The sequence below is a fragment of the Sphingobium fuliginis genome, from assembly GCF_004152845.1.
GTDB classification, from domain to species: Bacteria; Pseudomonadota; Alphaproteobacteria; order Sphingomonadales; family Sphingomonadaceae; genus Sphingobium; species Sphingobium fuliginis.
In genome coordinates, this window is record NZ_SEON01000011.1 from 20,344 (window position 1) to 44,238 (window position 23,895).

Annotated in this window: 25 protein-coding genes; 15 read left to right on the top strand and 10 right to left on the bottom strand. The window is 64.5% G+C overall.

Features of this window, described 5'->3' with window-relative positions; translation table 11 throughout:
* Positions 1-8 precede the first annotated feature (8 nt).
* The 3 genes from EWH10_RS20100 to EWH10_RS20110 are packed head-to-tail and all read left to right on the top strand — an operon-like array spanning position 9 to position 2,697.
* Entirely contained in the window at positions 9-791 is a 783-nt protein-coding gene (locus tag EWH10_RS20100) for a type III pantothenate kinase (RefSeq protein WP_044662537.1), read from the top strand.
* Positions 788-2,425, top strand: a complete 1,638-nt coding sequence (locus EWH10_RS20105; RefSeq protein ID WP_044662536.1) for a ribonuclease J — start codon at positions 788-790, stop codon at positions 2,423-2,425. The genes EWH10_RS20100 and EWH10_RS20105 overlap by 4 nt, the downstream gene beginning before the upstream one ends.
* An 11-nt stretch (positions 2,426-2,436) precedes the next feature.
* Positions 2,437-2,697, top strand: coding sequence for a DUF1467 family protein (locus tag EWH10_RS20110; RefSeq protein ID WP_044662535.1), 261 nt, complete (start codon positions 2,437-2,439; stop codon positions 2,695-2,697).
* A 259-nt stretch (positions 2,698-2,956) separates the two neighbouring features.
* On the opposite strand, the gene EWH10_RS20115 is transcribed toward EWH10_RS20110, so the two are convergent.
* Positions 2,957-3,637, bottom strand: a complete 681-nt coding sequence (locus EWH10_RS20115; protein ID WP_044662534.1) for a GNAT family N-acetyltransferase — start codon at positions 3,635-3,637, stop codon at positions 2,957-2,959.
* A 215-nt stretch (positions 3,638-3,852) separates the two neighbouring features.
* Here EWH10_RS20115 and EWH10_RS20120 point away from each other — a divergent pair, with 215 nt between their 5' ends.
* Positions 3,853-5,796, top strand: a complete 1,944-nt coding sequence (locus EWH10_RS20120) for a putative bifunctional diguanylate cyclase/phosphodiesterase (RefSeq protein WP_025549526.1) — start codon at positions 3,853-3,855, stop codon at positions 5,794-5,796.
* Positions 5,797-5,798: 2 nt separating this feature from the next.
* Here the strand turns inward: EWH10_RS20120 and EWH10_RS20125 are convergent, their stop codons facing one another.
* The gene (locus tag EWH10_RS20125; protein WP_025549525.1) at positions 5,799-6,755 is read right to left on the bottom strand and encodes a crotonase/enoyl-CoA hydratase family protein; all 957 of its coding nucleotides are present in this window, start codon (positions 6,753-6,755) and stop codon (positions 5,799-5,801) included.
* Positions 6,756-6,993: 238 nt separating this feature from the next.
* Between EWH10_RS20125 and EWH10_RS20130 the strand changes: the two genes are divergently transcribed.
* Both EWH10_RS20130 and tgt read left to right on the top strand, forming a co-directional pair.
* A complete protein-coding gene (locus EWH10_RS20130) occupies positions 6,994-7,173 on the top strand; it encodes a hypothetical protein (RefSeq protein WP_025549524.1) in 180 nt (59 codons plus the stop codon).
* A gap of 53 nt (positions 7,174-7,226) precedes the next feature.
* Positions 7,227-8,357: a tRNA guanosine(34) transglycosylase Tgt gene (gene tgt / locus EWH10_RS20135; protein ID WP_025549523.1), complete on the top strand. Its 1,131-nt coding sequence runs from the start codon at positions 7,227-7,229 to the stop codon at positions 8,355-8,357.
* Between the two features lie 21 nt (positions 8,358-8,378).
* Here tgt and EWH10_RS20140 read toward each other — a convergent pair whose 3' ends face one another.
* The 3 genes from EWH10_RS20140 to EWH10_RS20150 all read right to left on the bottom strand — a co-directional run bounded on the left by EWH10_RS20140 (position 8,379) and on the right by EWH10_RS20150 (position 10,630).
* Entirely contained in the window at positions 8,379-9,887 is a 1,509-nt protein-coding gene (locus tag EWH10_RS20140; RefSeq protein WP_130030178.1) for a sensor histidine kinase, read from the bottom strand.
* Between the two features lie 230 nt (positions 9,888-10,117).
* Positions 10,118-10,372: a NepR family anti-sigma factor gene (locus EWH10_RS22070; RefSeq protein WP_044662533.1), complete on the bottom strand. Its 255-nt coding sequence runs from the start codon at positions 10,370-10,372 to the stop codon at positions 10,118-10,120.
* 36 nt (positions 10,373-10,408) lie between these two features.
* Positions 10,409-10,630 carry a hypothetical protein gene (locus EWH10_RS20150; protein WP_130030177.1) on the bottom strand — a complete coding sequence of 74 codons (222 nt, stop codon included), beginning with the start codon at positions 10,628-10,630 and terminating at the stop codon, positions 10,409-10,411.
* Positions 10,631-10,725: 95 nt separating this feature from the next.
* Between EWH10_RS20150 and EWH10_RS20155 the strand changes: the two genes are divergently transcribed.
* The 7 genes from EWH10_RS20155 (at position 10,726) to prsR (ending at position 17,795) form a co-directional block, all read left to right on the top strand.
* On the top strand, positions 10,726-11,520 hold the full coding sequence (locus EWH10_RS20155; protein WP_025549521.1) for a response regulator: 795 nt from the start codon (positions 10,726-10,728) through the stop codon (positions 11,518-11,520).
* A 92-nt stretch (positions 11,521-11,612) separates the two neighbouring features.
* On the top strand, positions 11,613-11,747 hold the full coding sequence (locus EWH10_RS22165) for a hypothetical protein (protein ID WP_025549520.1): 135 nt from the start codon (positions 11,613-11,615) through the stop codon (positions 11,745-11,747).
* A 116-nt stretch (positions 11,748-11,863) separates the two neighbouring features.
* Positions 11,864-12,520, top strand: coding sequence for a sigma-70 family RNA polymerase sigma factor (locus EWH10_RS20160; RefSeq protein ID WP_025549519.1), 657 nt, complete (start codon positions 11,864-11,866; stop codon positions 12,518-12,520).
* Positions 12,521-12,568: 48 nt separating this feature from the next.
* Entirely contained in the window at positions 12,569-12,820 is a 252-nt protein-coding gene (locus EWH10_RS20165) for a hypothetical protein (protein WP_044662532.1), read from the top strand.
* A gap of 156 nt (positions 12,821-12,976) precedes the next feature.
* The gene (locus EWH10_RS20170) at positions 12,977-14,365 is read left to right on the top strand and encodes a TIGR03013 family XrtA/PEP-CTERM system glycosyltransferase (RefSeq protein WP_044662531.1); all 1,389 of its coding nucleotides are present in this window, start codon (positions 12,977-12,979) and stop codon (positions 14,363-14,365) included.
* A complete protein-coding gene (prsK, locus tag EWH10_RS20175) occupies positions 14,362-16,431 on the top strand; it encodes an XrtA/PEP-CTERM system histidine kinase PrsK (protein WP_044662530.1) in 2,070 nt (689 codons plus the stop codon). Before EWH10_RS20170 ends, prsK begins: the two co-directional genes overlap by 4 nt.
* Complete coding sequence (prsR, locus tag EWH10_RS20180; protein ID WP_044662529.1) at positions 16,431-17,795, top strand: PEP-CTERM-box response regulator transcription factor; 1,365 nt, start codon at positions 16,431-16,433, stop codon at positions 17,793-17,795. The genes prsK and prsR overlap by 1 nt, the downstream gene beginning before the upstream one ends.
* Before the next feature lie 290 nt (positions 17,796-18,085).
* Here the strand turns inward: prsR and EWH10_RS20185 are convergent, their stop codons facing one another.
* Both EWH10_RS20185 and EWH10_RS20190 read right to left on the bottom strand, forming a co-directional pair.
* On the bottom strand, positions 18,086-18,430 hold the full coding sequence (locus EWH10_RS20185) for a GntR family transcriptional regulator (protein ID WP_044662528.1): 345 nt from the start codon (positions 18,428-18,430) through the stop codon (positions 18,086-18,088).
* Between the two features lie 72 nt (positions 18,431-18,502).
* Positions 18,503-19,081 carry a nitroreductase family protein gene (locus EWH10_RS20190; protein ID WP_044663176.1) on the bottom strand — a complete coding sequence of 193 codons (579 nt, stop codon included), beginning with the start codon at positions 19,079-19,081 and terminating at the stop codon, positions 18,503-18,505.
* Positions 19,082-19,219: 138 nt separating this feature from the next.
* On the opposite strand from EWH10_RS20190, the gene EWH10_RS20195 reads away from it, so the two are divergent.
* Complete coding sequence (locus EWH10_RS20195) at positions 19,220-20,740, top strand: peptide MFS transporter (RefSeq protein ID WP_044662527.1); 1,521 nt, start codon at positions 19,220-19,222, stop codon at positions 20,738-20,740.
* A gap of 6 nt (positions 20,741-20,746) precedes the next feature.
* Here the strand turns inward: EWH10_RS20195 and EWH10_RS20200 are convergent, their stop codons facing one another.
* A complete protein-coding gene (locus tag EWH10_RS20200) occupies positions 20,747-21,217 on the bottom strand; it encodes an SH3 domain-containing protein (protein ID WP_044663175.1) in 471 nt (156 codons plus the stop codon).
* A gap of 118 nt (positions 21,218-21,335) precedes the next feature.
* Between EWH10_RS20200 and EWH10_RS20205 the strand changes: the two genes are divergently transcribed.
* Positions 21,336-22,334 (top strand): 2-hydroxyacid dehydrogenase, encoded by a 999-nt coding sequence (locus EWH10_RS20205; RefSeq protein ID WP_044662526.1) that lies wholly within the window; start codon positions 21,336-21,338, stop codon positions 22,332-22,334.
* A gap of 274 nt (positions 22,335-22,608) precedes the next feature.
* Here EWH10_RS20205 and copD read toward each other — a convergent pair whose 3' ends face one another.
* Together copD and copC are read right to left on the bottom strand one after the other, a co-directional pair.
* The gene (gene copD, locus EWH10_RS20210) at positions 22,609-23,457 is read right to left on the bottom strand and encodes a copper homeostasis membrane protein CopD (RefSeq protein ID WP_044662525.1); all 849 of its coding nucleotides are present in this window, start codon (positions 23,455-23,457) and stop codon (positions 22,609-22,611) included.
* Positions 23,458-23,462: 5 nt separating this feature from the next.
* Positions 23,463-23,855, bottom strand: coding sequence for a copper homeostasis periplasmic binding protein CopC (gene copC / locus EWH10_RS20215; protein ID WP_044662524.1), 393 nt, complete (start codon positions 23,853-23,855; stop codon positions 23,463-23,465).
* Positions 23,856-23,895 lie beyond the last annotated feature (40 nt).

The window sequence follows — 23,895 nt, forward strand, 5'->3', positions numbered from 1 at the left end:
GATCGGCCATGCTTCTCGCGATCGACGCGGGTAACACCAATGTGGTTTTTGCGCTGCTCGAAGGGCGGGAGATTCGCGCCCGCTGGCGGATCGCGACCGATCCGCGGCGCACCGCCGACGAATATGCGGTATGGCTGAACCAGCTCCTGATGCTGGAGGGCTATAAGATTGCCGATGTGGAGGCGGTCATCATCGCGACCGTCGTGCCGCGCGCGCTGCACAATCTTCAGGTGCTGGCCGATAAATATTTCAGGACGACCGCGCTCATCGCCGGTCAGGCGCCGGTGGAGTGGGGCATCGAACTCGACGTGGCCGAACCGGCCTCGGTCGGAGCGGACCGGGTTGTAAACGCCATCGGCGCGCACCATCTCTATCGCGAGGATTTGATCGTCATCGATTTTGGTACGGCGACGACCTTCGACGTCATCGACTATCACGGCGCTTACAAGGGCGGCATCATCGCGCCGGGCATCAACCTGTCGCTGGATGCGCTGGTCGCGGCGGCGGCGAAGCTGCCCAAGATCGCGATTGCGCCGCCGGAGAACCGGTCGGTTATCGGCCGCACCACCGAAGCGCAGATGCATATCGGCGTCTTCTGGGGCTATGTGGCGATGATGGAGGGGCTGGTCGCCCGCATACGTGCGGAAATCGGCCGTCCCGCCAAGGTGATTGCAACGGGGGGCCTGGCGGTCCTCTTCGACGACAATAGCGATATTTTCGATGCGATCGCGCCCGATCTCACGATCCAGGGCCTCGCATTGCTGTATGAACGGAGTTTGAAAACAGAATGATACCCGGAAATGAGCTGATCTTCCTGGCCCTTGGCGGCTCGGGGGAGATCGGCATGAATGTCAATCTCTACGGTTGCCAGGGCAAATGGGTGATGGTCGACTTGGGCCTGACCTTTGCCGATCCCGCCTATCCCGGCGTGGAGCTGGTGCTGCCGGACCTGAGCTTCATCGAGGATCGCAAGGACGATCTGCTGGGCATCGTGCTGACCCACGGGCATGAGGACCATATCGGCGCCATTCCCTATCTCGCGGCCGATCTGGGCGTGCCGCTCTATGCGACGCCCTTCACCGCGGGGCTGATCCGGCTGAAGCTGGAGGAAGAGGGGCTGACCCAGGATGTCGAGCTCAACGTGATCGACAATGAGGGCAGCTTCGCCCTGGGGCCCTTCGGTTTCCGCTATGTGCCGCTGGCGCATTCGATTCCCGAAGGCAATGCGGTGCTGATCGACACGCCCTATGGCAAAATCTTCCATACCGGCGACTGGAAGCTGGACGAAACGCCGCTGCTGGGCCAGCCCTCCACGCCCGAGGAACTGGCGGCCATTGGCGACGAGGGGGTGCTGGCGCTGGTGTGCGACAGCACCAACGTCTTCAATCCCGAAGCCAGCGGCTCCGAAGGCGATGTGCGCGTGGGGCTTATGCAGACCATCGAGGGCGCTAAAGGGCGCGTGCTGGTCACGACCTTCGCGTCCAATGCCGCGCGGTTGCAGACCTTGGGGGAGGTTGCCAATGCCATGGGGCGCAAGCTCTGCGTGGCGGGGCGGTCGCTCGACCGGATCATCTCGACGGCGCGGACGGCGGGTTATCTCAGGGATTTCCCGCCGACCGTCGATTGGGACGATGCGATGGCCTTGCCGCATAATGAGGTGATGATCATCGCCACTGGCGGGCAGGGGGAGGCGCGGGCCGCCTTGTCGCGCATCGCCTTCGACAGCCACCCCATCAAGTTGGACGAGGGCGATCTGGTCGTCTTCTCCTCGAAGCAGATTCCGGGCAATGAGATCGCCATCGGCCGCATCCAGAACGCACTGGCGGCCAAGGGCGTGCTGATGGTGACGGATCGTCAGGCGGAGGTGCATGTTTCCGGCCATCCGGGTCGTCCCGAGTTGGAAGCCATGTATCGCTGGGTACGGCCGCAAATCCTGCTGCCGGTCCATGGCGAGCGGCGGCATATGGCCGAGCAGGCGCGGCTGGGTCTGGCGAGCGGCGTTCCCCATGCGGTGGTGCAGTCCAATGGCGATGTGCTGCGGCTGGCGCCCAACGGGCCGGAGGTCATCGGCAACGAAACGACGGGACGGCTGGTGCTGGATGGCGACGTCATCCTGCCCGCTGACGGAGCGACGATGAACGAGCGGCGCAAGGTTGCGCTGCATGGCCAGATCAGCGTCGCGGTGGCGCTGGACGGCAAGGGCAGGGTGATCGGTTCCCCCGCCTTGCGCACCCAGGGCGTGCCGGTGGAAGAGGACAAGGCCGCCTTTCTGGAGGAGGCGGCCGAGGAGGCTGCGGGCGCTGTACCCAAAGGATCGCAGGAGGAAGAGGCGCTGCGTGAACGGGTCAGGCTGGCGGTACGGCGCACGGCCACCCGCTGGACGGGCAAGAAGCCGGTGGTGGACGTGCTGCTCATTCGCGCCTAAGCCCTTTGCGCATGAATTGGTATGCGATCTTTGCCATTTACGTGCTGTTCTGGGTGATCAGCGCCTTCATCGTGCTGCCCTTCGGCATTCGCACGCCCGATGAAACGGGCGAGGCGCTGCGGCCGGGGCAGGCGGACAGCGCGCCCAGCAATTTTCGTCCGGGCGTCGTTGCCCTTCGGGCGACGGTCCTGTCGGCGGTTCTGTTCGGCCTCTATTATGCCAATTATGTGGAAGGCTGGATCACGCTGGAGCGGTTGACGCATATCGGCTGAGTGTCTGGCCGGAACCGACGGGCAACGCTGTTGCGTAAGCTTGAGTAGGGGCTTCACGACAGAGTTTTGACGTTCGCCCCAGGCCGCATCATGCTCCTGCGAAGGCACTCGAACGAGGCGCGCGACTCGTTTCGACGCAGCGTACTTCAATATGTGGGCACCGGAGGCGCAGAAAGCCGCCATTTGCAGCCCGTCATGGGCCGAATCCCCGCATATTCTGGGCGGGCGAGCCCTCGGGCAGGCTCCGCAGCGAGATGGCTCAGATCCGGGCGACCACCATCATGTGCATCCGCGCCCTTATCCGAAAGCCGAGCGTTTCGTAGAGCGCCACCGTCGCCTCATGTGCGGCATAGGCATGCAGGAACGGCATTTCTCCGCGTTCCAGCATGGCCCTGGCAACGATCTGCATCAGACCCTTCGCATAGCCCCGCCCGCGATGGTCGGGATGAGTGCAGACGCCGCTGACCTCGGCAAAGCCCGGCATACGCATCCGCTCTCCCGCCATGGCGATCAGCCTGCCCCGCTCCTTGATGCCGATGAAGCGACCGAGCCGATGGGTCAGCGGCAGGAAGGGACCAGGCTTCGTCATCAATGCAAGAGCACGCATTTCCGTCGCATCATCATCTGTCAGCACGACGGGTTCCAAGGACGGCGCATCGCCCGGAATCTCCTCCGCCACCATCTGCGCCAGCATCGCTTCGCGGACCAGGCGCGTGCCGGCCGGCGGCGTTTGCGCATCGGGTTCGACGATCCACAGCTCCCCCTGTTCGGGCACAAGCGCAGCCAACGCCGATCGCGCCGCCGGACTGCCGTCCGCCGCAGCGGCAAAGGGCCCGTAGCGAGGATCGATCCGCAGCGCGAGCGCATCCCCTTCGGCCAAGGGCTTCCAGCCGCTGTTGAGGGCGTTCCAGACCGGGCGATGCAGAGGATGATATGACACGATGACGCTATTTTCCGGCTACGATCGGGGAAAGCAAGCCCCTCTTGCCCTGCCTTGCGAGCATAGGTCGCGATGGCCGGTCGATTCCGTAACAATCCGCTAATTCCCGCTTCTTTTGGACGGCGCGATTTACCAAATGGAAATCATGTTTCGGCAATGGTGGCGATGACGTGTCACGCCCTGAACGAAACTTGCTCGCATCCCTGCGAGGGCGCATGACGCCGGACACCCAGCAAAGCGCTGAAGTGCAGGCGAATCTCGTCAAATCCCTTTATGCCTCTCCCGCCTCGCTGATGATCGGTGCGGTTGCCGGCGGCGCGCTGGGGCTGGTGATCGCATGGCATGCGCGGCTACCCGCCATCACCGCGATTGCGGTCCTGATCTGTCTCGTCGGGCTCAGCCGGTCGATCTCGGCCGTTTATTTCGAGCGGCAGCTTGCCCATCAGAACGGTGTAACCCAGCCTATTTGGGGACTGGCTTATGAATTGGGTGCCTGGGCCTATGCCGCGCTCCTCGGAATATTGACCTTCGCGACTCTCCTGCTTTCGGAGGACGCGACGCTCCACGTATTGGCCGTTTGCCTGGTGGCGTCCTATTCCGGCGGTATTTCAGGTCGTAATGCTGGCCGCATTCACGTCGCGGTGGGACAGACATGTCTATCCCTGCTGCCTACCTCGCTGGGCCTCGTCCTCGCGGGTGGACTGAGTTATACGGTTCTGGGAATTCTCTGCTTCCTGATGATCTTCGCCATGGCGGACATTACCAAGACGACGCATCGCATCGTTCTGGAGGCATTGCAGGGCAAATATGAAAAGACGCAGCTCGCCACCAAGTTTGAGCGTTTGGCCCGCTTCGACAGCCTGACGGGTGTCGAAAACCGCATGGCGATGCAGATGCGGCTGCGCGAGATGTTCGATGGACGACGATCCGATCAGGATCCGATGGCGGTGTTCTGGATGGATCTGGACCGCTTCAAGGAAATCAACGACTCCCTGGGACATATGATCGGCGACCAGCTTCTATGCAGGGTCGCTGAAAGGCTGTCTCGCGCGCTGGATGGGCGCGGCCATGTCGCGCGATTCGGAGGAGATGAGTTCGTGCTGATCTGCCCCGGCGCCAGCCGGGCCGAAGCGGAGCGGATCGCGGACGATGTAATGGCCGAATTCACGCATGATTTCGACGTCGGCGGCTATAGTCTCGGCGTGACCGCGTCCATGGGGATCGCGGTTGCGCCGGGGGACGGACAGGACAGCGACGAACTGCTCCAGCATGCCGACATGGCGCTGTATCAGGCGAAGCATGCGGGCCGAAACCGCCATGCGCAATTCGCCTGGTCGATGAAGGAGCGGCAGAACCGCACCTACGATCTGGAAATGGGCCTGCGCGGCGCCATGGCGAATAATGAGCTGGTGCTGCACTACCAGCCGATCTTCGACACGAAAACCGGCAAGATCACGATTTGCGAGGCCCTGATGCGATGGGATCATCCGACGCTCGGCCGCATTTCCCCTGCGGAGTTCATCCCCATCGCGGAGAGCTGCTCGATGATCGAACCGATCACGGCCTGGGCGCTGGAGCAGGCCTGCCAGGATGCGATGGAATGGGATGAGAATGTCCGCGTCGCGGTCAATATCTCCCCGGTGTTGATCAAGAGCGACAGCCTTCCCCGCGCGGTCATCGCGGCGCTGATGCAATCAGGACTGAGGGCGCGTCGGCTGGAACTGGAGGTGACCGAGTCGATCTTCCTGGAGGATAGCGGCCGGACCAACCTGATCCTGTCCGATCTCCAGCGGATCGGCCTGCGACTGGCGCTGGACGATTTCGGGACCGGCTATTCCTCGCTGGGTTATCTGCGCGACTATGCCTTCGACACGATCAAGGTCGACCAGAGCTTCATGCGTGGCGTCGAGGAGAATTCACGCCACAGGGCGATTGCCCAGTCGGTCGCCTATCTGGCCCACGCCCTGGATGTCGAAACCGTGGCGGAGGGGATTGAAACCGACGATCAACTGCGTTGCGCCCGCGAAATGGGCTTCACCAATGTGCAGGGTTTCGTGCTTAGCCGGCCAGTCCCTGCGGTGCAGGTGTTGGAGATGATGCGGCAGATGGATGACGATAGCGGCAGCGTCGCCATGCTCCAGGACCGGCGGCGCGCCTGATCCTATCTATGCAGGCGGGTTTGGGCCGAGGCCAGGCGGCGCATCATCCGCACGTCCTTCAGATCGAGCTTGAGTGCAGTGGCCGCCCAATTCTCGACGATGTCCTTCAGTTCCTCATACTCCAGCGGATCGACGCGTCGGCCTGCCTGGAACACCCCGACATGACCGGCATGATGGGGCAGGCTGGCCGCGATATAGTCGCGGACGGCCTGCTCACCCTCGCCATCCTCCACCAGCGTGTGGATAATGCCCATGTCGTGCATCTCCTGCGCGGTATAGACCTTGCCGGACAGGATCATCCGTTCGGCCGCCAGCCGACCCAGCTTGCGCGCGAGGATGGAATAAGCCCCCATGCCGGGGAAAAGGCCGAACAGCATTTCGGGCAGACCGAAGCGCGCACTGCGTTCGGCAATCACGACATCGAAGCAGAGCAAGGCTTCGAAGCCGCCACCCAACGCATCGCCCTGTGCCAGCGCAATGGAAATAACGGGAAGGTCGCCATTGCGCCAGGTGCGATGAACCACGTCGATACAGGCATGGCCATAGTCGACAAGACCGGGCAGGTCGCCACGCTCGATGCAGCCGGCGAACAGTTCCAGATCGCCGCCCAGGTTGAAAACGCCGGGAAAACGCGATCCGGCCACCATATATTTGACCGGCAGCTTGCCCGCATCGAACAGTCGCTTGGTCTCCACATACCAATAGCGGACGTCACGCAACATGGCGGGGCTGAAATTCGGTCGATTCGATGGCGTCATGAACGCCCAGAGCGTAGCGGCATCCGCCTCCCAGCTTATGTCGATCTGGCCGAGGTCGAACATGGTCGAGGTGCCGACGTCCGGCGTCGAGGCCATGCTTTCCGTAACGGCAGCCACGACATCCTCCTCCGCCGGAAGAGGGGCGGGAGTCAGATCGTCCATATGTTCACGGCCGGAATTAAATCGTCCGGAATCAACCATCTGAGCCCCCAAACTGCAACAGATGTTAAGCAGAACAGGGTTGCCGCGCTTATGCAATCGCGCCGAAAGCTATTGCCCCGCAATTAACCATTTTTAACAGCAACTGTTGCAGGGATGTCGCCTAAAAACTGGCCAATCGCGGAGTTTTGTTGTATTTATGCAACAAATAGCTTCTTTGAAAACTTGTCGCAAATCGGGCGCAGGCCTTTGTTAACCTTTATTAATTACGATCATCGCCATGAACACGCCCCGAACCGACAGGCAGCTTGTGACCCTGCTGCTGCACGACCTGCAAGGTGAGTCATGGCAGCTCAGCCTGGCTGCGGATTGCCTTTGTTTCATCGGCAATTACCGCCGGGTCGAAGGGTTCGATGTCGACGCGATCGTTGCGCTTGACGGGCTGCGCAAGAAGGGCTGAAGCGCGGCTTTGCGGCCTTGTCTGGCGCCTCTTTCGACCGTACAGCGCGCGCTGTGACAAATCCCCGCTTCTCCTTTTCGATCGCCGCGACCGACGGCAAGGCCCGCACGGGCGCCATCCAGATGCGCCGGGGCGAGATTCGCACGCCTGCCTTCATGCCGGTCGGCACCGCCGCCACGGTGAAGGCGATGCGTCCGGCCGAAGTGCGTGCAGCCGGCGCAGACATCATTCTTGGCAACACCTATCATCTGATGCTTCGTCCGGGGGCGGAGCGCGTCGCGCGACTGGGCGGCCTGCACGCCTTCATGGGCTGGGACAGGCCGATCCTGACCGATAGCGGCGGTTATCAGGTGATGAGCCTCAGCGCGCTGACGAAGATGAGCGAGGAGGGGGTCGCCTTTTCCAGCCATATCGACGGCTCCAGGCATATGCTGACGCCCGAGCGTTCGATGGAGATCCAGCGGTTGCTGGACAGCGACATCGTCATGGCTTTCGACGAGTGCACCAGGAACGGCTGCACCCATGACGAGGCGGCGAAGTCCATGGAGCGTTCCATGCGCTGGGCGAAACGCTCCAGAGACGGGTTCGATGCAGGGGCGGAACATGCGGAGCGGGCGGCGCTGTTCGGTATCCAACAGGGATCGCTGGACGAGGGCCTGCGGCGGATTTCGGCGGAAAAGCTGATCGACATCGGCTTCGACGGCTATGCCGTCGGCGGGCTGGCCGTGGGCGAGGGGCAGGAGGCGATGTTCGCCACGCTCGATTTCGCGCCCGGCATGCTGCCGGCCGACAAGCCGCGCTACCTGATGGGAGTGGGCAAGCCGGACGACATTGTCGGCGCGGTGGAACGGGGGATCGACATGTTCGACTGCGTATTGCCCACCCGCAGCGGGCGCAACGGTCAGGCCTTCACCTGGGCCGGGCCGCTCAATATCCGCAATGCGCGCTTTGCGGAGGACAAGGGGCCGCTCGATCCGCGCTGCGGTTGCCCGGTCTGCACGACCTGGAGCCGCGCCTATCTGCACCATCTGGTCAAGGCCGGCGAGATGCTGGGCGCGATGCTGATGACGCAGCATAATATCCATTTCTACCAGGCGCTGATGCAGGGGATTCGGGACAGCATCGCCATCGGGCGCTTTCAAGGTTTCGCAGCGGATTTCCGGCGGGATTATCAGCGGGCCTGAGGGGGTAAGCTCCCCGAACGCCTATTCCAGCACCGTAATGACGATCGCATAGTCGCCCGTCTCCGGATCATGGTCCAGCGGTGCGCGCAACTGGCGTGACAGGCCGGTGAGCACCCGTCCGTAGCGCTCCTCCAGCCGGGCAGTCATGTCCGGCGATCCGCGCAGCGCCGGCGAGAGGATGTGGAGCACCGCCCGGTCGGTGCGGCCCGGTTCCAGTTGCACGGAGATCCGCATCGCCGTGCGCGGATTGGACAGCATGGCAAGTTCCACCAGCTCGGTCAGCAGGAAGGCGATGGGCACGGCGACGTCCTGGCTGATGTGCAGATTGTCGCTGTCGATCTGAATGGCGAAGCGGCGCGCCTCGGCCGGGGCGGTGCCGCGCAGGCTGGCCGACAGTTCGCTGATCAGCGACCGCACGCCGACGCCGCGATGTTCCTCCAACTCGGCATAATGGTTGCGGTGGACGACCGACAGCGCATCGACCCGCCGCTGGATAGTCGCATAGGCCTCGACCGCTTCGGCGTCATGGGCGGATCGCGCGTGCAGGTTGATCAGGCTCGCAATGATCTGGAGGTTGTTCTTGACCCGGTGATGGACCTCCCGCGTCAGCTTTCGCTGGGTTTCCAGGCCCTCCGCCATCTCCGCTTCATGGGTGGCGACATCCTCGCTGATTTCGCGGAAGGTGTCGCCCAGCGCCACGATCTCCTGCGCCGGGGTGCGGATGCGGCGCATCGGTTCCAGCACCTGACCGGGTTCATAGGCCGCCACCGTGCGGCGCAGCAGCACCAGCGGCCGGATCAGAAGGCGGTTGACGACGAACCAGCCAATGGCCGCCGCGGCGAACCACATGACCAGCGGCAGGAACAGCGACAACATGCGCGCGATCGTGACCGGGGGATCGCGCACCGTCATGGTGAGGACGATGTCAGGCGGGTCGAGCCGGGCGGAAAGCGTGGTGCTATGCCCGCCCGAAAGGCCGGCCGGACGGGTGATGAGCAGGCTGCGGCCGCCCTCATTCAAGGTGATCTGCCGGTTCTGCAACGTGCCCGCCGGGTTGGTCATCGCCTCCAGATAGCCGCGCGGATAATAAGCGATGGCGACCACCGCGCCGTTGGCGCTCCGCGCCCGGCTGATGAGATAGGGCGAATCCGTCAACAACTGCGCGGCGGCATCGCCGAAACGTTCCGACCGGGGAAGGCCCGGCGGTTCAGGCAGGGTGGAACCGCAAAGCCGCCGGCCCGAGCGGTCGTAGATATAATAGCGGCCGCCGCCACGGTCGTGAGAGGTCAGGAAGGCCGAAAGGCGCGCGCACATCGCCGGATCGGGGCCGGATGTCGCAAAGGCATTGGCCGTCAGCATCAGCGCCGTTCGGTCGGACGCGAGATCGGCGGACAATTTGCGCGCACTTTGCGTTACCGCCACGCGCAGCAGCGCTTCCTTTTCCAGGTCGGTGGTGCGGATCGCCTGAAGCGAAGCGACCAAGGCGATCAGGCCTAGCGGCAGCAGGGCCAGCGTCAGGATGAGGAACATCTTGACGCCGGTGGAATGGGAAACCGCGTTCAATCTCTGAATGAAGGAAGCGGCCGGGGGAGGCATGCCTTCGGCCGGCGGCGGTGGGGATATTCTGTCCATTTACCTGACGCTGAACATCGAACGCCGATTCTTCGGGGAGAGCGTCGCTCGCCGGCCGGATTTTACCAGATGCGCCATGTCCCCTCCGCTTGTTTCCGGCTCCCCCCGGTCCGGCCGATCAGGGAGAGTCAGTCGAGCTTGCTGAGAAGGTCAAGCATTTCCGCGGGAATATCCTCGTCAACCGCGCGCTGATAGACGGATCGCAGGGCATTAGCGACCTGGCCGTCGTCCTTCGCGGCCGATGTGCGTTTCTTGCGGGCGACACTGCCCTTCACGCCAGAATCCGGAGTGTTGGTGCCGACATCTTTCTTGTCCCCTCCCGTCACATCCCGTTCCGTCGTTGAAGCAACCAAAACACGCCCCTCTGCAGCCATCAATGTCATGCCAGCCTGCTCTTTTTGCGGCTTTCCCCTATGACGTCAATTCGGCGTCAGGGAAATCAAAACACAAAATTCCAAAGATTTTCGAAAAAACCGAACGGCAGTGAAACAAATCCGTTGGTCGTTGGTTCCCTTGGCGAAGCATTTTTTGCCCGCCGCACGAGGTCGGTGGCGAGAATGGAAGGCGACGCGGGCGGTCATGCCCGAAGCATTTCCATTCTGAAAGGGGGTAAGGGGGCTTGCCACATCGGCATCGTCCATCCATCCTCCCATTCCGGCGAATGTTTCGGCATTTTGGTTAAGGCGTGGCTTTAACATAGGACAAGGCGCCCGATGGGCTGGGAGAATTTTTACAGATGTCGCTTGGTCAGCAACTGCACCCCCACCTTCCTTTCCTGCGGCGCTACGCGCGTGCGTTGACGGGCAGCCAGGCGCACGGCGATGCCTATGTGCGCGCCACGCTGGAGGCGATCGTGGCGGCGCCCGACGAATTCCCGTCGAATGTCGATCCGCGCCTTGGCCTCTACAAGACTTTCCATGCGATCTGGTCCTCGTCCCATCTGGAAGACGGGCCGGTGCTGACCGGCGCCGACGGGCAGGAGGCGATCGCGCAGGCACGACTCGCCCGCCTGACGCCGCTGCCGCGCCAGGCGCTGCTGCTGACGGCGCTGGAGGGATTTACCGTCGATGACGTCGGCTATCTGATCGGCCTGGACAGCGACGACGTGGAAGCGCTGGTCAAGGAAGCGCTGAGCGAGATCGAGGCGCAGACCCGCGCCAAGGTGCTGATCATCGAGGATGAGCCGATCATCGCGATGGATATAGAGACCATCGTTCGCGACCTGGGGCATGAAGTCACCGCCATCGCCGTCACGCGCGAGGATGCGGTGCGCGAAGCCATGGCGGAACGGCCCGGGCTGGTGCTGGCGGACATCCAGCTTGCCGACGATTCGAGCGGCATCGATGCGGTGAAGGACATCCTCGCCGAATTCTCCGTTCCGGTGATCTTCATCACCGCCTTCCCCGAACGCCTGCTGACGGGCGAACGGCCGGAGCCGACCTTCCTCATCACCAAGCCTTTCCAGCGTTCGACCGTCAAGGCCGCGATTTCTCAGGCGCTGTTCTTCGACGAAGCGACCGCGCCGGCCTGACGTCGCGCGCGGCTTTCTGAAATTAGGCTGGAAAGAAGGGGAACCCCGGTCCACGACCCGCGTTATTGATGCGTAACGATCGGGAGCGACCCATGGTCGAACAGGAGCAGCATATTGCGACGGAAGAAGCCAGGGCGGGCTCGACGCCGCATATCGTGCGTTACGTGCTCGGCGTTTCACTGACACTCGCGATCATCGTGATGATTGTGATATTGTGGGGCCATTGAACGCGGTTGCGGCAATTGGTCCTTGAGAAGAAAAAGATTGGGATGCGGACGCACATATGGCTTTGACGACTTCCGTTCATGCAGCGAGGGCGACAGCCGGTGAAGGGGTTGTTACCATGAGCGACGGCGTGGGCCAGGATGTTGAGCGCGAAACGCTTTCAGACACCGATTTCAAGCGGGAACTGGCGGCGGTCATCCCCCATCTGCGCGCCTTTGGACGGTCCCTGTCCGGCAATCGCGATGTCGCGGACGATCTGGTGCAGGAAACGCTGCTGAAGGCCTGGGCCGCGCGCAGCCGCTTCCAGGCGGGCACCAACATGCGTGCCTGGACCTTCATCATCCTGCGCAATCATTATCTGTCGCAGATGCGCCGTTCCCGCTTCCGGGGCGATTGGGACGATCTGGCGGCCGACCGCCTGCTTGCCGCGCCCGCCGGGCAGGACAAGCATGTCGAACTGTCCGACATGCAGCGCGCCTTGCTGCAATTGCCGCAGCCCCAGCGAGAGGCGCTGATCCTGGTCGGCGCGGGCGGCTTCGCCTATGAGGAAGCCGCCGAAATCTGCGGCGTCGCCGTGGGCACCATCAAGAGCCGCGTCGCCCGCGGCCGCGCCGCGCTGGAGCAGATATTGGAAAATGGCGAACTGCCATCCCGCCGCAGCCAGGAAAGCAGCGACGCCGCGGTGCTGGACGAGATCATGGACGATGTCGACCGGTTGAGCCGGGGCCGGGAATCCCGGGAAACAGGTGAAGATACCGACTCCGACGTGGAGTGATCTGTGCTATACTCTCCGCCTCGGTATGCGAGGATCGGGAGAAGGAGAATGGACGAAGGTCGTAAGGACGAACCCTTCGAACCGGCTTCCTTGCCGGGCCGGTCGCGGGGAAGCCTGATCATATTCCTTCTGGTCGCCCTGGCGCTGGTGCTGGCGATCGGCTTTTTCTACATGACGAAGGAACGCGACGATAGCCGTGCCGACGCCCTTATGAAGGCAGCCGGTTCCGTCGACAGCGCCGCCCATGTGGTGGGGCACGCGGCGAAGAACGCCGCGGATGCGCTTCGCAACCAGAATTGATCGCCCCTGCCGCTTCGTCGGCATGGTCGGTGGTCCCGTTCAGAAAATCTTTGTGATTGTCGTGCATTGTCCCTGACAGTGTCGGATTTCCTTACAGCGCCTGTAAGCTGATCCGGCTGTCACCTGCCCGCCGGGCGCAGCGGGAACGCGCGACGAATGATAAGATTGTTCAAACATTATGTGCCGCATGCGGTCCTGCTGCTCGGCCTTCTGGACTTCATGCTGCTGATGGCGGCGGCTGAAGGCGGGTGGATTCTGCGCGCCCGCCAGATCGGCATGGAGGTCGATCATGTGTCGACCCGCATCGCGCCGCTGCTCAGCTTCGGCCTGGCCATACAGACAGCGATGATCGCGGTCGGCGTCTATGGGCCGGAGGCGCTGCAATCGATCCGCTACGCGCTGGCGCGGCTGCTGGTCGCGATTTCGCTGGGCGTGCTGTTCCTGTCGGTCATGCATTTCCTGCTGCCGGACATCACGCTCTGGCGGTCCAATTCGCTTTACGCCATGGGACTCGCCATTGCCCTGCTGCTGGCGATCCGCGTCCTTTTGGGATCGATGCTCGGCGGCGAAGCGTTCAAGCGGCGGCTGGTCGTGCTGGGCGCGGGCAATCGCGCCGACCGCATCCGGGAGATCGAGCAGCGCAAGGGATCGGGCTTCCTCGTCGTCGGCTACATCGCGATGAATGACGGCGCGCAGGTGATCCCGGAGGCGATCAACCGCAGCGCCATCTACAATCTCGCCGATTTCGTCGTCCGCCTGGCCGCGAGCGAGGTGGTGCTGGCGCTGGAGGAACGGCGCAACGCCTTGCCGCTGAGCGACCTGCTGCGCATCAAGACCACCGGCGTCCATGTGAACGAGATCTCCACCTTCCTGGAGCGGGAAACCGGCCGTGTCGACCTGGACAGCGTGAATCCGAGCTGGCTGATCTTCTCCGACGGCTTTTCGGCGGGCCGCCGCCTGTCCAGCATCGCCAAGCGGCTGTTCGACGTCCTCGCCAGTTCGATCCTGCTGCTGCTGACCGGCCCCATCATCCTGCTGGCCGCCCTGTTGGTGAAGCTCGACAGCAAGGGCCCCGCATTCTACCGCCAGCAGCGCGTCGGCCTTTATGGCGAGGAATTCTGGATCGTGAAGCTGCGCACCATGCGGCAGGACGCGGAACTGTCCGGCCAGGCGGTCTGGGCGGAAAAGGACGATCCGCGCATCACCCGCCTTGGCTACTGGCTGCGCAAGCTGCGCATCGACGAACTGCCGCAGACATGGACGGTGCTGAAGGGCGAGATGAGCTTCGTCGGCCCGCGCCCCGAACGCCGTCAGTTCGTCGAGGATCTGGAACAGCATCTGCGCTATTATGCGGAGCGGCACATGGTGAAGCCCGGCATCACCGGCTGGGCGCAGATCAACTATCCCTATGGCGCGTCGATAGAGGATGCCCGGAACAAGCTGGAATATGATCTTTATTACGCCAAGAACTACACGCCTTTCCTCGATCTGCTGATCCTCATCCAGACGCTGCGCGTCATCCTCTGGCCGGAGGGGGCGCGGTGAGCGGCCTGCTGCAATTCGTCGGGGACTGGGGCCATGCGCTGGCCGCCGTGCTGTTCGCGGCGCTCGGCATTTTCGTCCTGCGCCGCCGGGAAGAAGCCGCCGAACAGCGCCTGCTGGCCGCGGCGCTGCTGCTGACCGCCTGCTGGTCGCTCTATGTCTCCTTCGGCGGGGTGGGCAAGCCGCTGACCGGCATCGGAGAAAATATCCGAAACGCGGCCTGGCTGCTGCTGCTGTTCGCGATGCTGCGGCGGAACGGCGCGGTGCGGGGAGAATCCCTGCTGGCGATCGGATCGGTCTATGCCGCCGTGGCGGGAATCATCCTGCTTCAGACCTTCACCGACCTCATCTGGCGGCAATTGCCGGAGCCTAGCGACCTGCACCGCGCGCTTCTTCATGCCTCGCTGGTGCTGCACCTGATGACCGCCATCGGCAGCCTGATGCTGGTCCATCATCTCTATATCAGTTGGCCGGTGCGGGAACGGGAGCGGGTGGCGCTGCTGCTGGGGGCGCTGGCGGCGATGTGGACATATGACCTCAATCTCTATGCCATCGCCACCTTCGCCATCGACCGGGCAAGCGATCTCTACGCGCTGCGCGGGCCGATGATGGCGCTGCTGGCCCCGGTGATCGCGGCGGGAATGCGCGCCGACATGGCCGGACGGCTGCAACTGTCCCGCGCCCTGACATTCCAGTCGCTCTCCCTCGCGGCCATCGCGCTCTACATCGTGGTGCTGGCGGCGGCGGCGGTGCTGGTGGAACTGGTCGCCGGGCCCTATGCCCGCGCGGTCGAGATCGGCTGCGTCTTCTTCCTGGCGGTAAGCGCGCTCGTGCTGCTGCCTTCCCGCCGGCTCCGCGCCTTCTGGAAGGTGCAGGTGGCCAAGCATTTCTTCCAGCACCGCTATGACTATCGCACCGAATGGATGCGCTTCGGCGACACCATAGGCCGCCCCGGCGACAATGCCCTGCCTTTGGGGGAGCGCGTGGCGAAGGCGGTGGCCGACATCACCGATTCTCCCGCCGCCCTGCTGATGCTGCGTGCGGACGACGGCGCGCTGGCGTTCGAAACGCACTGGAACTGGCAGGGGGACAGGCCGGACGGATCGGTCGTGCCCGCCCCGCTCGCCGCCCTCATCGAACAGAGCGGCTGGATCATCGACATCGACCGCCCGCCTTCCGGGGCCGGGGAAATCAGTGCGCCGGGCTGGATGAGCCTGGACCGCCGCGCCTGGGCGCTGGTGCCGCTGATCCATTTCGGCCGGCTGATCGGCGCGATCCTGCTTGCCCGCCCGCCGATCGACCGCCGGCTCGACTGGGAGGATTTCGACATGCTGCGCGCCGCCGGACGGCAGGCGGCCAGCTATCTGAGCGAGGCGCAGGGCCAGCAGGCGCTGGACGACGCCCAGCGCTTCGAGGAGTTCAACCGCCGCTTCGCCTTCATCATCCATGACGTCAAGAATCTGGTGAGCCAGCTTTCGCTGCTCGCCCGCAATGCGGAGCGGCACGCCGACAATCCGGATTTCCGCACCGACATGGTGCTGACGCTGAAGGAATCGGTGGGCAAGATGAACGACATGCTCGCCCGCCTGTCGCAGCATAACAAGGGCCGGGCGGAGGAACCCCGGCCCATGGCGCTGCGCGAAGTGGCGGAGCAGGTCGCGCGCACCCGCTCGCGCCAGCACGAAATAGGCGTGACCGGCGACGCGCCGCCCGTGCTGGCCGATCCCGCCAGGGTCGAGCAGATCGTCACCCACCTGCTCCAGAACGCCATCGACGCCAGCCGGCCGGACAGCCCCGTGGAATTGCGCTTGTCCGCCGATGGTGGCTGCGCCCTGCTGGATGTCGTCGATCAGGGCCGGGGGATGACCGCGGAATTCATCCGCCGCGAATTGTTCAAGCCCTTCTCCTCCAGCAAGGCGGGGGGCTTTGGCATCGGTGCGTTCGAGGCGCGGGCCCTGGCCCAGGCGATGGGCGGGCGGATCGATGTGGAAAGCAAGCCCGGCGTGGGGAGCCGGTTCACGCTGCGCCTGCCTTTGGCGCAACAGGATCTTAGGGGGAAGGCCGCCTGATGAGCGACATGCGACCGAAACTGCTGATCGTCGAGGACGATCCGGGCCTGCAACGGCAATTGCGCTGGGCCTATGAGGAATATCAGCTCTTCATCGCGGGCGACCGGGAGGAAGCGATAGAGATGCTGCGCGAGCAGGCGCCCGATGTGGTGACGCTGGACCTGGGCCTGCCGCCCGATCCCGACGGCACCAGCGAAGGGTTCGCGACGCTGGCGGAAATGCTGCGGATCAAGCCGGACACGAAGGTCATCGTCGCGTCCGGCCATGGGGCGCGGGAAAGCGCGCTGCAGGCCATTTCCGGCGGCGCCTATGATTTCTACCAGAAGCCGGTCGACATCGATGAGCTGGGGCTGATCGTCCGCCGCGCCTTCCACGTTCATGCGCTGGAGCGGGAAAATGCCCGGCTGGCCGAAACCGCGCCGGAGGGCGGGCGCGTGCTGGGCCGGCTGATCACCGCCGCGCCGGAAATGATGAAGGTCGCCCGCACCATAGAACGGGTGGCGGCCGCGGACGTCTCCGTCCTGCTGCTGGGCGCAAGCGGCACCGGCAAGGAATTGCTGGCGCAGGGCCTGCACGATGCCAGCCCGCGCCGGGACGGGGCCTTCGTCGCGATCAACTGCGCGGCGATTCCCGAAACATTGCTGGAGGCCGAACTGTTCGGCCATGAGAAGGGCGCCTTCACCGGGGCGATCAAGACCACGCCCGGCAAGATCGAGCAGGCGCAGGGCGGCACGCTCTTCCTGGACGAAGTGGGCGACATACCGCTGGCCTTGCAGGTGAAGCTGCTGCGCTTCCTGCAGGAGCGGGTGATCGAACGGATCGGCGGACGCCAGCCCATATCGGTCAACACGCGGATCGTCTGCGCCACGCATCAGGATCTGGAAGCCATGATCGCGGCGGGCACTTTCCGGGAGGACCTCTATTATCGCCTGGCGGAGATCGTCGTGCGCATTCCCGCTCTCCGGGAGCGGCCGGGCGATCCGGCGCTGCTGGCGCGGCATTTCCTCCACCGCTTCGCCAAGGAGATGAATCCGCAGGTCAAGGGGCTCGCGCCCGATGCGCTGGCGGCGCTCGACGCCTGGGGCTGGCCGGGCAATGTGCGAGAGCTGGAAAACCGCATGAAGCGCGCCGTCATCATGGCCGACGGCAAGCATGTGACCGCGGCCGATCTCGATCTGGACGGAGATCGCGCCGAAGGCGGTGATGTGGTGAACCTGAAGGCGGCGCGGGAAATGGCCGACCGCCGCGCGATCCGCCGGGCGATTGCGCGGACGGACGGGAATATCTCCGGCGCGGCGAAGATGCTGGGGATCAGCCGGCCGACGCTCTACGATCTGCTGAAGCAATATCGGATGCAGAATTGAAGGCCCTGATTGTACCAAAGCGCGCCGCGTCCATTGGAGTGCGGGGAAATGGCCAATCCAAGACATTCCCCTCCCGCAGGCGGGAGGGGTTAGGGGTGGGTGCGAGCGCAGCGAGCTTCCAGCTTAGCCGTTGCAAATTCCCGCTGATGTCGCGCCAGCCCACCCCCTAGCCCCCTCCCGCTTGCGGGAGGGGGGATGGCAGGAAACCACCCAAATCAGCCAGCCCGGCGGCTCACGAACTTATCACGTCACCCGCACCCACTGCACTCATGGAAAAACGCAGCGCGATCCTAGGCTCGTTGCAAATCCAGATCCGCCGCGCTGATTCCCAGCCTCCTGATCTGCTCCGCCACAGGCGGCCATACGGTCTCCATGAAGCGCGCCCGTTCCATTTCCCGCAACCGCCGCGTCGCGCCGTCGGCGACGAACATGCCGACGCCGCGCTTCACCACGATCAGCCCATCGTCCTGAAAGCATTGATAGGCCTTCGCTACCGTCAGCGGATTGGCGCCCTGCTGCGCGGCCAGGGCACGCACCGAAGGCAGCATGTCCCCATCGCGAAACTCCCCGTCCAGAATAGAAGCGGCGATGATCTCCCGAAGGCGGAGATAGACGGGTTTTGAGTCGTCGGCCATGGTGCATCAGTGCCATAATACAGCGTGGCAGGTCAAGCGACGCCCTTGCGCCATATCCGGCTGAACATGTAACTATCTGTCCCAGACAGAAACTATATTGTCATATTCTGGCCGAGGACGCTCTTCCTGTTCCCGTCCCGCAGTGCCGATGAAGACGAAGCCCGCGATCCGCTCCCCGGCCTTCGCAAAGGCGGCGCGCACATCCTCATTATAGCTGGCCCAGCCCGTCAGCCAGCCCGCCGCAAAGCCCAGCGCATGCGCTGCATGGAGCAGATTCATGATCGCCGCGCCCGCCGACAGTTCCTGTTCCCACACAGGGATCTTGCTACCCTCTACCGGCGCGGACAGCGCGACGACCAGCGTGGGCGCCTGATGCGCGAACTGGCGCATTGACTCCATCTCCAGCCGCCCGGCATCGGGCTTTTCGGCGCGATACGCCGTCTCGAGCAATGCCGCGAGAGCGTCCCGCTTCTCCAGCGGCACGATCACGAAGCGCCAGGGCGCCAGCTTGCCATGATCGGGCGTGCGCTGCGCCACCTCCAATATCTTGCGGAGCTGGCCTTCGTCCGGTCCCGGCGCGATCAGGTCGCGCGGCTTGCCCGATCGGCGGGTCTGGAGAAGCGAGAGCGGAGAACTGCGGTCGTTGAACATGGCCGTCCAGATGGCCCGGCGGCGGGCAGGACGCAAGGGCAGGGCCGCTCTTTGACAGACGAATAATTTCGGTTCTAGGCTGGCGGCGACAAGGGATGCGTTTCGCAGGGCCCGCAACAAGATAGGATAAGGGGCCGGATGGCGACCTCCATTTCAACGCCCGCCGGGGCAGGAGCGGGCAGGACCTGGCTCGGCCATCCGCGTGGGCTGTTCCTGCTGTTCTTCGTGGAGATGTGGGAACGCTTCTCCTTCTACGGCATGCGTGCGCTGCTGATCTTCTATCTGACGCAGCATTTCCTCTTTTCCGATCGCGACGCCAGCTACGCCTATGGCGCCTATATGTCGCTGATCTACATCTCGCCGCTGATGGGCGGCTATCTGGCGGACCGCTATCTCGGCCAGCGCAAGGCCGTGCTGTTCGGCGGTGTCGTCATCGCCGCCGGGCACATCATCCTGGGCATGGAAAGCGACGATGCGGGGGCCATGGGCCTTGGCCTGTTCTGGCTCGGCCTGGCGACGGTGATCACGGGTACGGGCTTCCTCAAATCCAGCGTTTCGGCACTGGTGGGGCAGCTCTATCCGCGCGACGACATGCGACGCGACCCGGCCTATACGATCTTCTACATGGGCATCAACCTGGGTGCGACAATAGGCCCGGTCATCTGCGGCTATCTGGGCCAGACATGGGGCTGGCACTGGGGCTTCGGCGCGGCGTCGGTCGGCATGATCGCGGGCGTGATCGGCTTCATGCTGTGCAGGCCGCTGCTTCAGGGCAAGGGCGAGCCGCGCGATCCCGAGCGCCTCAGGCAGCGTGTCGGCGGCATCCTCAGCCGCGAATGGCTGGTCTATCTCTCCAGCCTGGCGTTCATCGCGCTGTGCTGGTTCCTGATCCAGAATCATGTGATCGTCGGCTGGATGCTGGCGGCGGCAAGCGTCGCCGTCGTGCTGTACATCCTCTGGGAAGCGTTCGGCCGGATGGAGCGGATCGGCCGCGACCGGATGCTGGCGGCGCTGTTCCTGCTGGTCATCAACCCGCTCTTCTGGGGCCTGTACGAACAGACGGGATCGTCGCTCAGCCTGTTCACGGATCGCTATACGGACCGGAACATCTGGGGCTTCAACGTGCCTGCCTCGATGTTCCAGTCCGTCAACGCCGCCTATATATTGATGTTCGGACCGGTGATGGCGGGCTTGTGGATCTGGCTGGCGAAGCGGGGGTGGGAACCCTCCACTCCTGCCAAGTTCGGCATTGCGCTGGCGCTGGTGGGCGCGGGCTTCCTGATCCTGGTGGCGGGGACCGGCGCGCCCGGCACGCTGACGCCGGTGCTGTTCATCTTCCTGCTCTATCTTTGCCACACGCTGGGCGAACTCTGCCTGTCCCCTGTCGGCCTGTCCGCCATGTCGAAACTGGCGCCGTCGCGGATGATCGGCCTGATGATGGGCATCTGGTTCCTGGCCATGGCGCTGGGCGAATATGCCGCCGGGCTGATTGCGGCGGCGACGGGCGGAGAGGGCGGCGCGGCCTCCCGCGGCGATGTGCTGGCGGTCTATGGCAGGATCGGCTGGTGGTCGGTCGGTGCGGGGCTGGTCGTCATGGCGCTGGCGCCGCTGGTGAAGCGGCTGATGCACGCCGACCGGTTCGACGAAGAGGGCGAGTGAGCGGCGCTACCCCGTCGCGCCCCATATGTCGCTGGCGCGGATGAAGCCCTTCTGCCCCCCTACGTCGAAGGCGCACCAGCCCTTGCCGCAGGAGGAAAGCCGCCCCACCACGCCCTTCTGCGCGCGGAACAGGGCGCGGGCGTCCTCGCTGGGGGAATCGCGCATCGGAGCGATGTCCGCCGTGACGATGGCGGTGGGGGTGTCGCTCAGCAGGCGGACATGCATCCACCCCTGCGTGCCGGTCGAATCCTCCACCTTGCGCCACAGGCCCAGCACCTGCACCACCTTCACCGGCAGGTCGCGGCGGCGATAGACCCAGTTGGACGGGTAATCGAGGCTGGGGCCCACGCGCATGCGCGCCTCGGCCTGGGTCAGCGACGCCCAATAGGGCACCGGCTTCGCAGGCGCGGCCCATGCCCCGCCCGCCCAGCACAGCGCCGCGATCATGCCCGCGCCCAGATAGCCCTTCATGCCCATATCGTCCCCGTTGCCTGACTGCCGGACCATAGCCGCTCGCAGCCATGACCGACAACCGCTCTCTTGCGGATATGGATAAGCGCTTGACCATCGTCCTCACGGGGAATAGCGGCCAGACATGGCCAAGAAACCGCGCCCCGCCACGCCGCGCGTCATCGTTACGCGCCGCCTGCCTCCCAATGTCGAGGCGCGCATGGCCGATCTGTTCGATACGGTCTTCAACATCGGTGACGTGCCGATGGATCGCGCCGCGCTGACCCGCGCCATGGCGCAATGCGACGTGCTGGTGCCGTCCGTCACCGACCAGATCGACGCCGCGCTGATCGAGGCCGCGCCGGAGAGGCTGCAACTCATCGCCAGCTTCGGCAGCGGCGTCGACCATATCGACCTCAATGCCGCGCGGCAGAAGGGGATCATCGTCACCAACACGCCCGGCGTGCTGACCGAAGACACCGCCGACATGACGATGGCGTTGATCCTGTCGGTGCCGCGCCGTCTGGCGGAGGGGGAGAAGCTGGTGCGCTCTGGCGCGTGGACCGGCTGGAGCCCGTCGGGCATGCTGGGGCACCGCATCGGCGGCAAGAAGCTGGGCATCATCGGCATGGGCCGCATCGGCCGTGCGGTCGCGCGCCGGGCGGCGGCCTTCGGCCTTTCCATCGCCTATCACAACCGCCACCGCCTTCCCTTCGAAGTGGAGCAGGAATTGCAGGCGCACTGGCATGGCGATCTGGAGTCTCTGCTGGCGGGCAGCGACATCGTGTCGATCCACTGCCCGCTCAACGCCGACAGCCGCGGGATGATCGACGCCCGGCGGATCGCGCTGATGCGGTCCGACGCCTATCTGATCAACACCTCGCGAGCCGAGATCACGGATGAACCGGCCTTGATCGGGGCGCTTGCGGAAGGACGGATCGCAGGGGCGGGGCTGGACGTCTATACGCATGAACCGGCGGTCGACGCCCGGTTGCTGGACCTCTCCAATGTGGTGCTGCTGCCGCATATGGGGTCCGCGACAATCGAAGGGCGCGACGCCACCGGGGCACGGGTGATCGCCAATATCCGCAGTTGGGTCGACGGCCACCGGCCGCCCAATCAGGTGCTGGAAGGTTGGGTCTGAAGCAACCGCCGGTGCGACGGGGAAATGGGTGGTAATCTGACGCCCACCTTATCCCTCTCCCTTGAGGGAGAGGGCTGCGCAGACTTGGCAGCTTGCTGCCTGGTCGTAGCTGGGTGAGGGGAGCGCGATCCAACGGATCGCGCGGACCGCAAGCCCGCTTCCCTCCTCTAAATCAGCCCAGGCTCCTTCGTCGCCAAGGCTTCCATCCTTCTCCCTCAAGGAGAAGGAAGGTCTTGAAATCGCCAATCCCAATCCTCCCCTCATCACCCACATTTCAAGCCAGTGGATCCAGGGTCCCAAGCGCCGCGACCAGTCCCAGGATGAGGACCGCCAGGCTGGTTTCCGCCAGCAGCGACAGGCGCAGATGGGCAACGCCTCCGTTCCTCTCCAGCATCGGCGTCAACCACCAGCGATTGGCGGCGGCGAGCAGCAGCATGCCGGCGAACAGCGCCAGCTTGGTGAGAAGCAGCCAGCCATAAAGGCCATGCAGAAGCGCGGGCAGTTGGGCTATACCGACGATCATCACTGCGTTGAATGCGCCGGTCAGGATCAGCGTCGCGACGAAGATCGTGCCGAACAGGGAGAAACGCTCCAGCATATGGGCGGTTCGTCCGCTCTCCCTTCCCGACAGCACGGCATGCAGCAAGGCCAGCAGCGCACCGAACCATCCGGCGGCGGCCAGCATATGCAGCGCGTCCGCGATGCGGTGGGCGCTGCCGGCAAGGCCTTCGCTGGCGGCGGCATGGCCCGACCAGGCCAGGGTTGCGGCGGCGATGGCGGCGGGCAGGGCCAGGGCGGCGTTCCATCCGGCGCCCTGCCGGAGCAGCAGCGGCAGGATCGACAGCAGCGCGACGGCCCGCACCGCCAGCACCATGCCAAGCGGCGTTTCCTTGAGCAATATCCCGACGACGCCCCAGTCGGGGGGCAGGAACGGGGTTCCCGCCATGGCCGCCGCGCTGGCGAGCAGCCACAGGGCGGAGAGCGCAAGCCCGGCCACCGCCAGCGCGCCGATCGCCCCGCGCCGCGCGCTTCCGCCCATGCTCCACCAGAACAGCGGCAGGCCGGCAAGCGCTGCAAGATCGGCGTACAGGGCGAAACGGGCAGTGACGAGAAGCCAGTCCATCGACCTTATTTGACCGAGAAGCTGTATTTGCCCGCGATCTTGTGCTGGTCGGCGCCGACGATGTGCCAGTTGAGGTCGTAGCTGCCGGCCGGCAGCGCCCGGGGCAGGGTGACGATCATGGTCTTCCCGTCCCCGTCGACCGCTGTCTTGAAGCCCTTGATCGGCATCGGCGCATGATCGGCCATGCCCGGCATGCCGGTCATGGTGAGGTCCACGCCGCTCAAGGGCGCGAGCAGCTTTTCGGAAAAGCTGAGCGTCAGCCGGGTGGGTTTGGAGACGGTGGCGTCCGCCGCCGGGCTGGAGGAAAGCAGCTTCGGATGCGCCAGCGCTGCGGAGGGGAGGGCGGCAAGGCCGAAGGCGGCGGCCAGCATGGCGGGGGTGAACAGGTTGCGACGCATGATGATAGGCTCCCGATAGATTGCGGTTACGGACCATTAC

Bases quoted from the DNA above. Each gene is read 5' to 3' on its own strand.
- EWH10_RS20120 (WP_025549526.1), top strand. From the start codon at position 3,853: ATGACGCCGGACACCCAGCAAAGCGCTGAAGTGCAGGCGAATCTCGTC.
- copC (WP_044662524.1), bottom strand. From the start codon at position 23,855: ATGCGTCGCAACCTGTTCACCCCCGCCATGCTGGCCGCCGCCTTCGGC.
- EWH10_RS20150 (WP_130030177.1), bottom strand. From the start codon at position 10,630: ATGGACGATGCCGATGTGGCAAGCCCCCTTACCCCCTTTCAGAATGGA.
- EWH10_RS20205 (WP_044662526.1), top strand. From the start codon at position 21,336: ATGGCCAAGAAACCGCGCCCCGCCACGCCGCGCGTCATCGTTACGCGC.
- EWH10_RS20110 (WP_044662535.1), top strand. From the start codon at position 2,437: ATGAATTGGTATGCGATCTTTGCCATTTACGTGCTGTTCTGGGTGATC.
- copD (WP_044662525.1), bottom strand. From the start codon at position 23,457: ATGGACTGGCTTCTCGTCACTGCCCGTTTCGCCCTGTACGCCGATCTT.
- EWH10_RS20155 (WP_025549521.1), top strand. From the start codon at position 10,726: ATGTCGCTTGGTCAGCAACTGCACCCCCACCTTCCTTTCCTGCGGCGC.
- EWH10_RS20160 (WP_025549519.1), top strand. From the start codon at position 11,864: ATGAGCGACGGCGTGGGCCAGGATGTTGAGCGCGAAACGCTTTCAGAC.
- EWH10_RS20170 (WP_044662531.1), top strand. From the start codon at position 12,977: ATGATAAGATTGTTCAAACATTATGTGCCGCATGCGGTCCTGCTGCTC.
- EWH10_RS20190 (WP_044663176.1), bottom strand. From the start codon at position 19,081: ATGTTCAACGACCGCAGTTCTCCGCTCTCGCTTCTCCAGACCCGCCGA.
- EWH10_RS20165 (WP_044662532.1), top strand. From the start codon at position 12,569: ATGGACGAAGGTCGTAAGGACGAACCCTTCGAACCGGCTTCCTTGCCG.
- EWH10_RS22070 (WP_044662533.1), bottom strand. From the start codon at position 10,372: ATGACATTGATGGCTGCAGAGGGGCGTGTTTTGGTTGCTTCAACGACG.
- EWH10_RS20105 (WP_044662536.1), top strand. From the start codon at position 788: ATGATACCCGGAAATGAGCTGATCTTCCTGGCCCTTGGCGGCTCGGGG.
- EWH10_RS20195 (WP_044662527.1), top strand. From the start codon at position 19,220: ATGGCGACCTCCATTTCAACGCCCGCCGGGGCAGGAGCGGGCAGGACC.
- EWH10_RS20100 (WP_044662537.1), top strand. From the start codon at position 9: ATGCTTCTCGCGATCGACGCGGGTAACACCAATGTGGTTTTTGCGCTG.
- EWH10_RS20140 (WP_130030178.1), bottom strand. From the start codon at position 9,887: ATGTTCCTCATCCTGACGCTGGCCCTGCTGCCGCTAGGCCTGATCGCC.
- EWH10_RS20185 (WP_044662528.1), bottom strand. From the start codon at position 18,430: ATGGCCGACGACTCAAAACCCGTCTATCTCCGCCTTCGGGAGATCATC.
- prsR (WP_044662529.1), top strand. From the start codon at position 16,431: ATGAGCGACATGCGACCGAAACTGCTGATCGTCGAGGACGATCCGGGC.
- EWH10_RS20125 (WP_025549525.1), bottom strand. From the start codon at position 6,755: ATGGTTGATTCCGGACGATTTAATTCCGGCCGTGAACATATGGACGAT.
- EWH10_RS22165 (WP_025549520.1), top strand. From the start codon at position 11,613: ATGGTCGAACAGGAGCAGCATATTGCGACGGAAGAAGCCAGGGCGGGC.
- EWH10_RS20200 (WP_044663175.1), bottom strand. From the start codon at position 21,217: ATGGGCATGAAGGGCTATCTGGGCGCGGGCATGATCGCGGCGCTGTGC.
- EWH10_RS20130 (WP_025549524.1), top strand. From the start codon at position 6,994: ATGAACACGCCCCGAACCGACAGGCAGCTTGTGACCCTGCTGCTGCAC.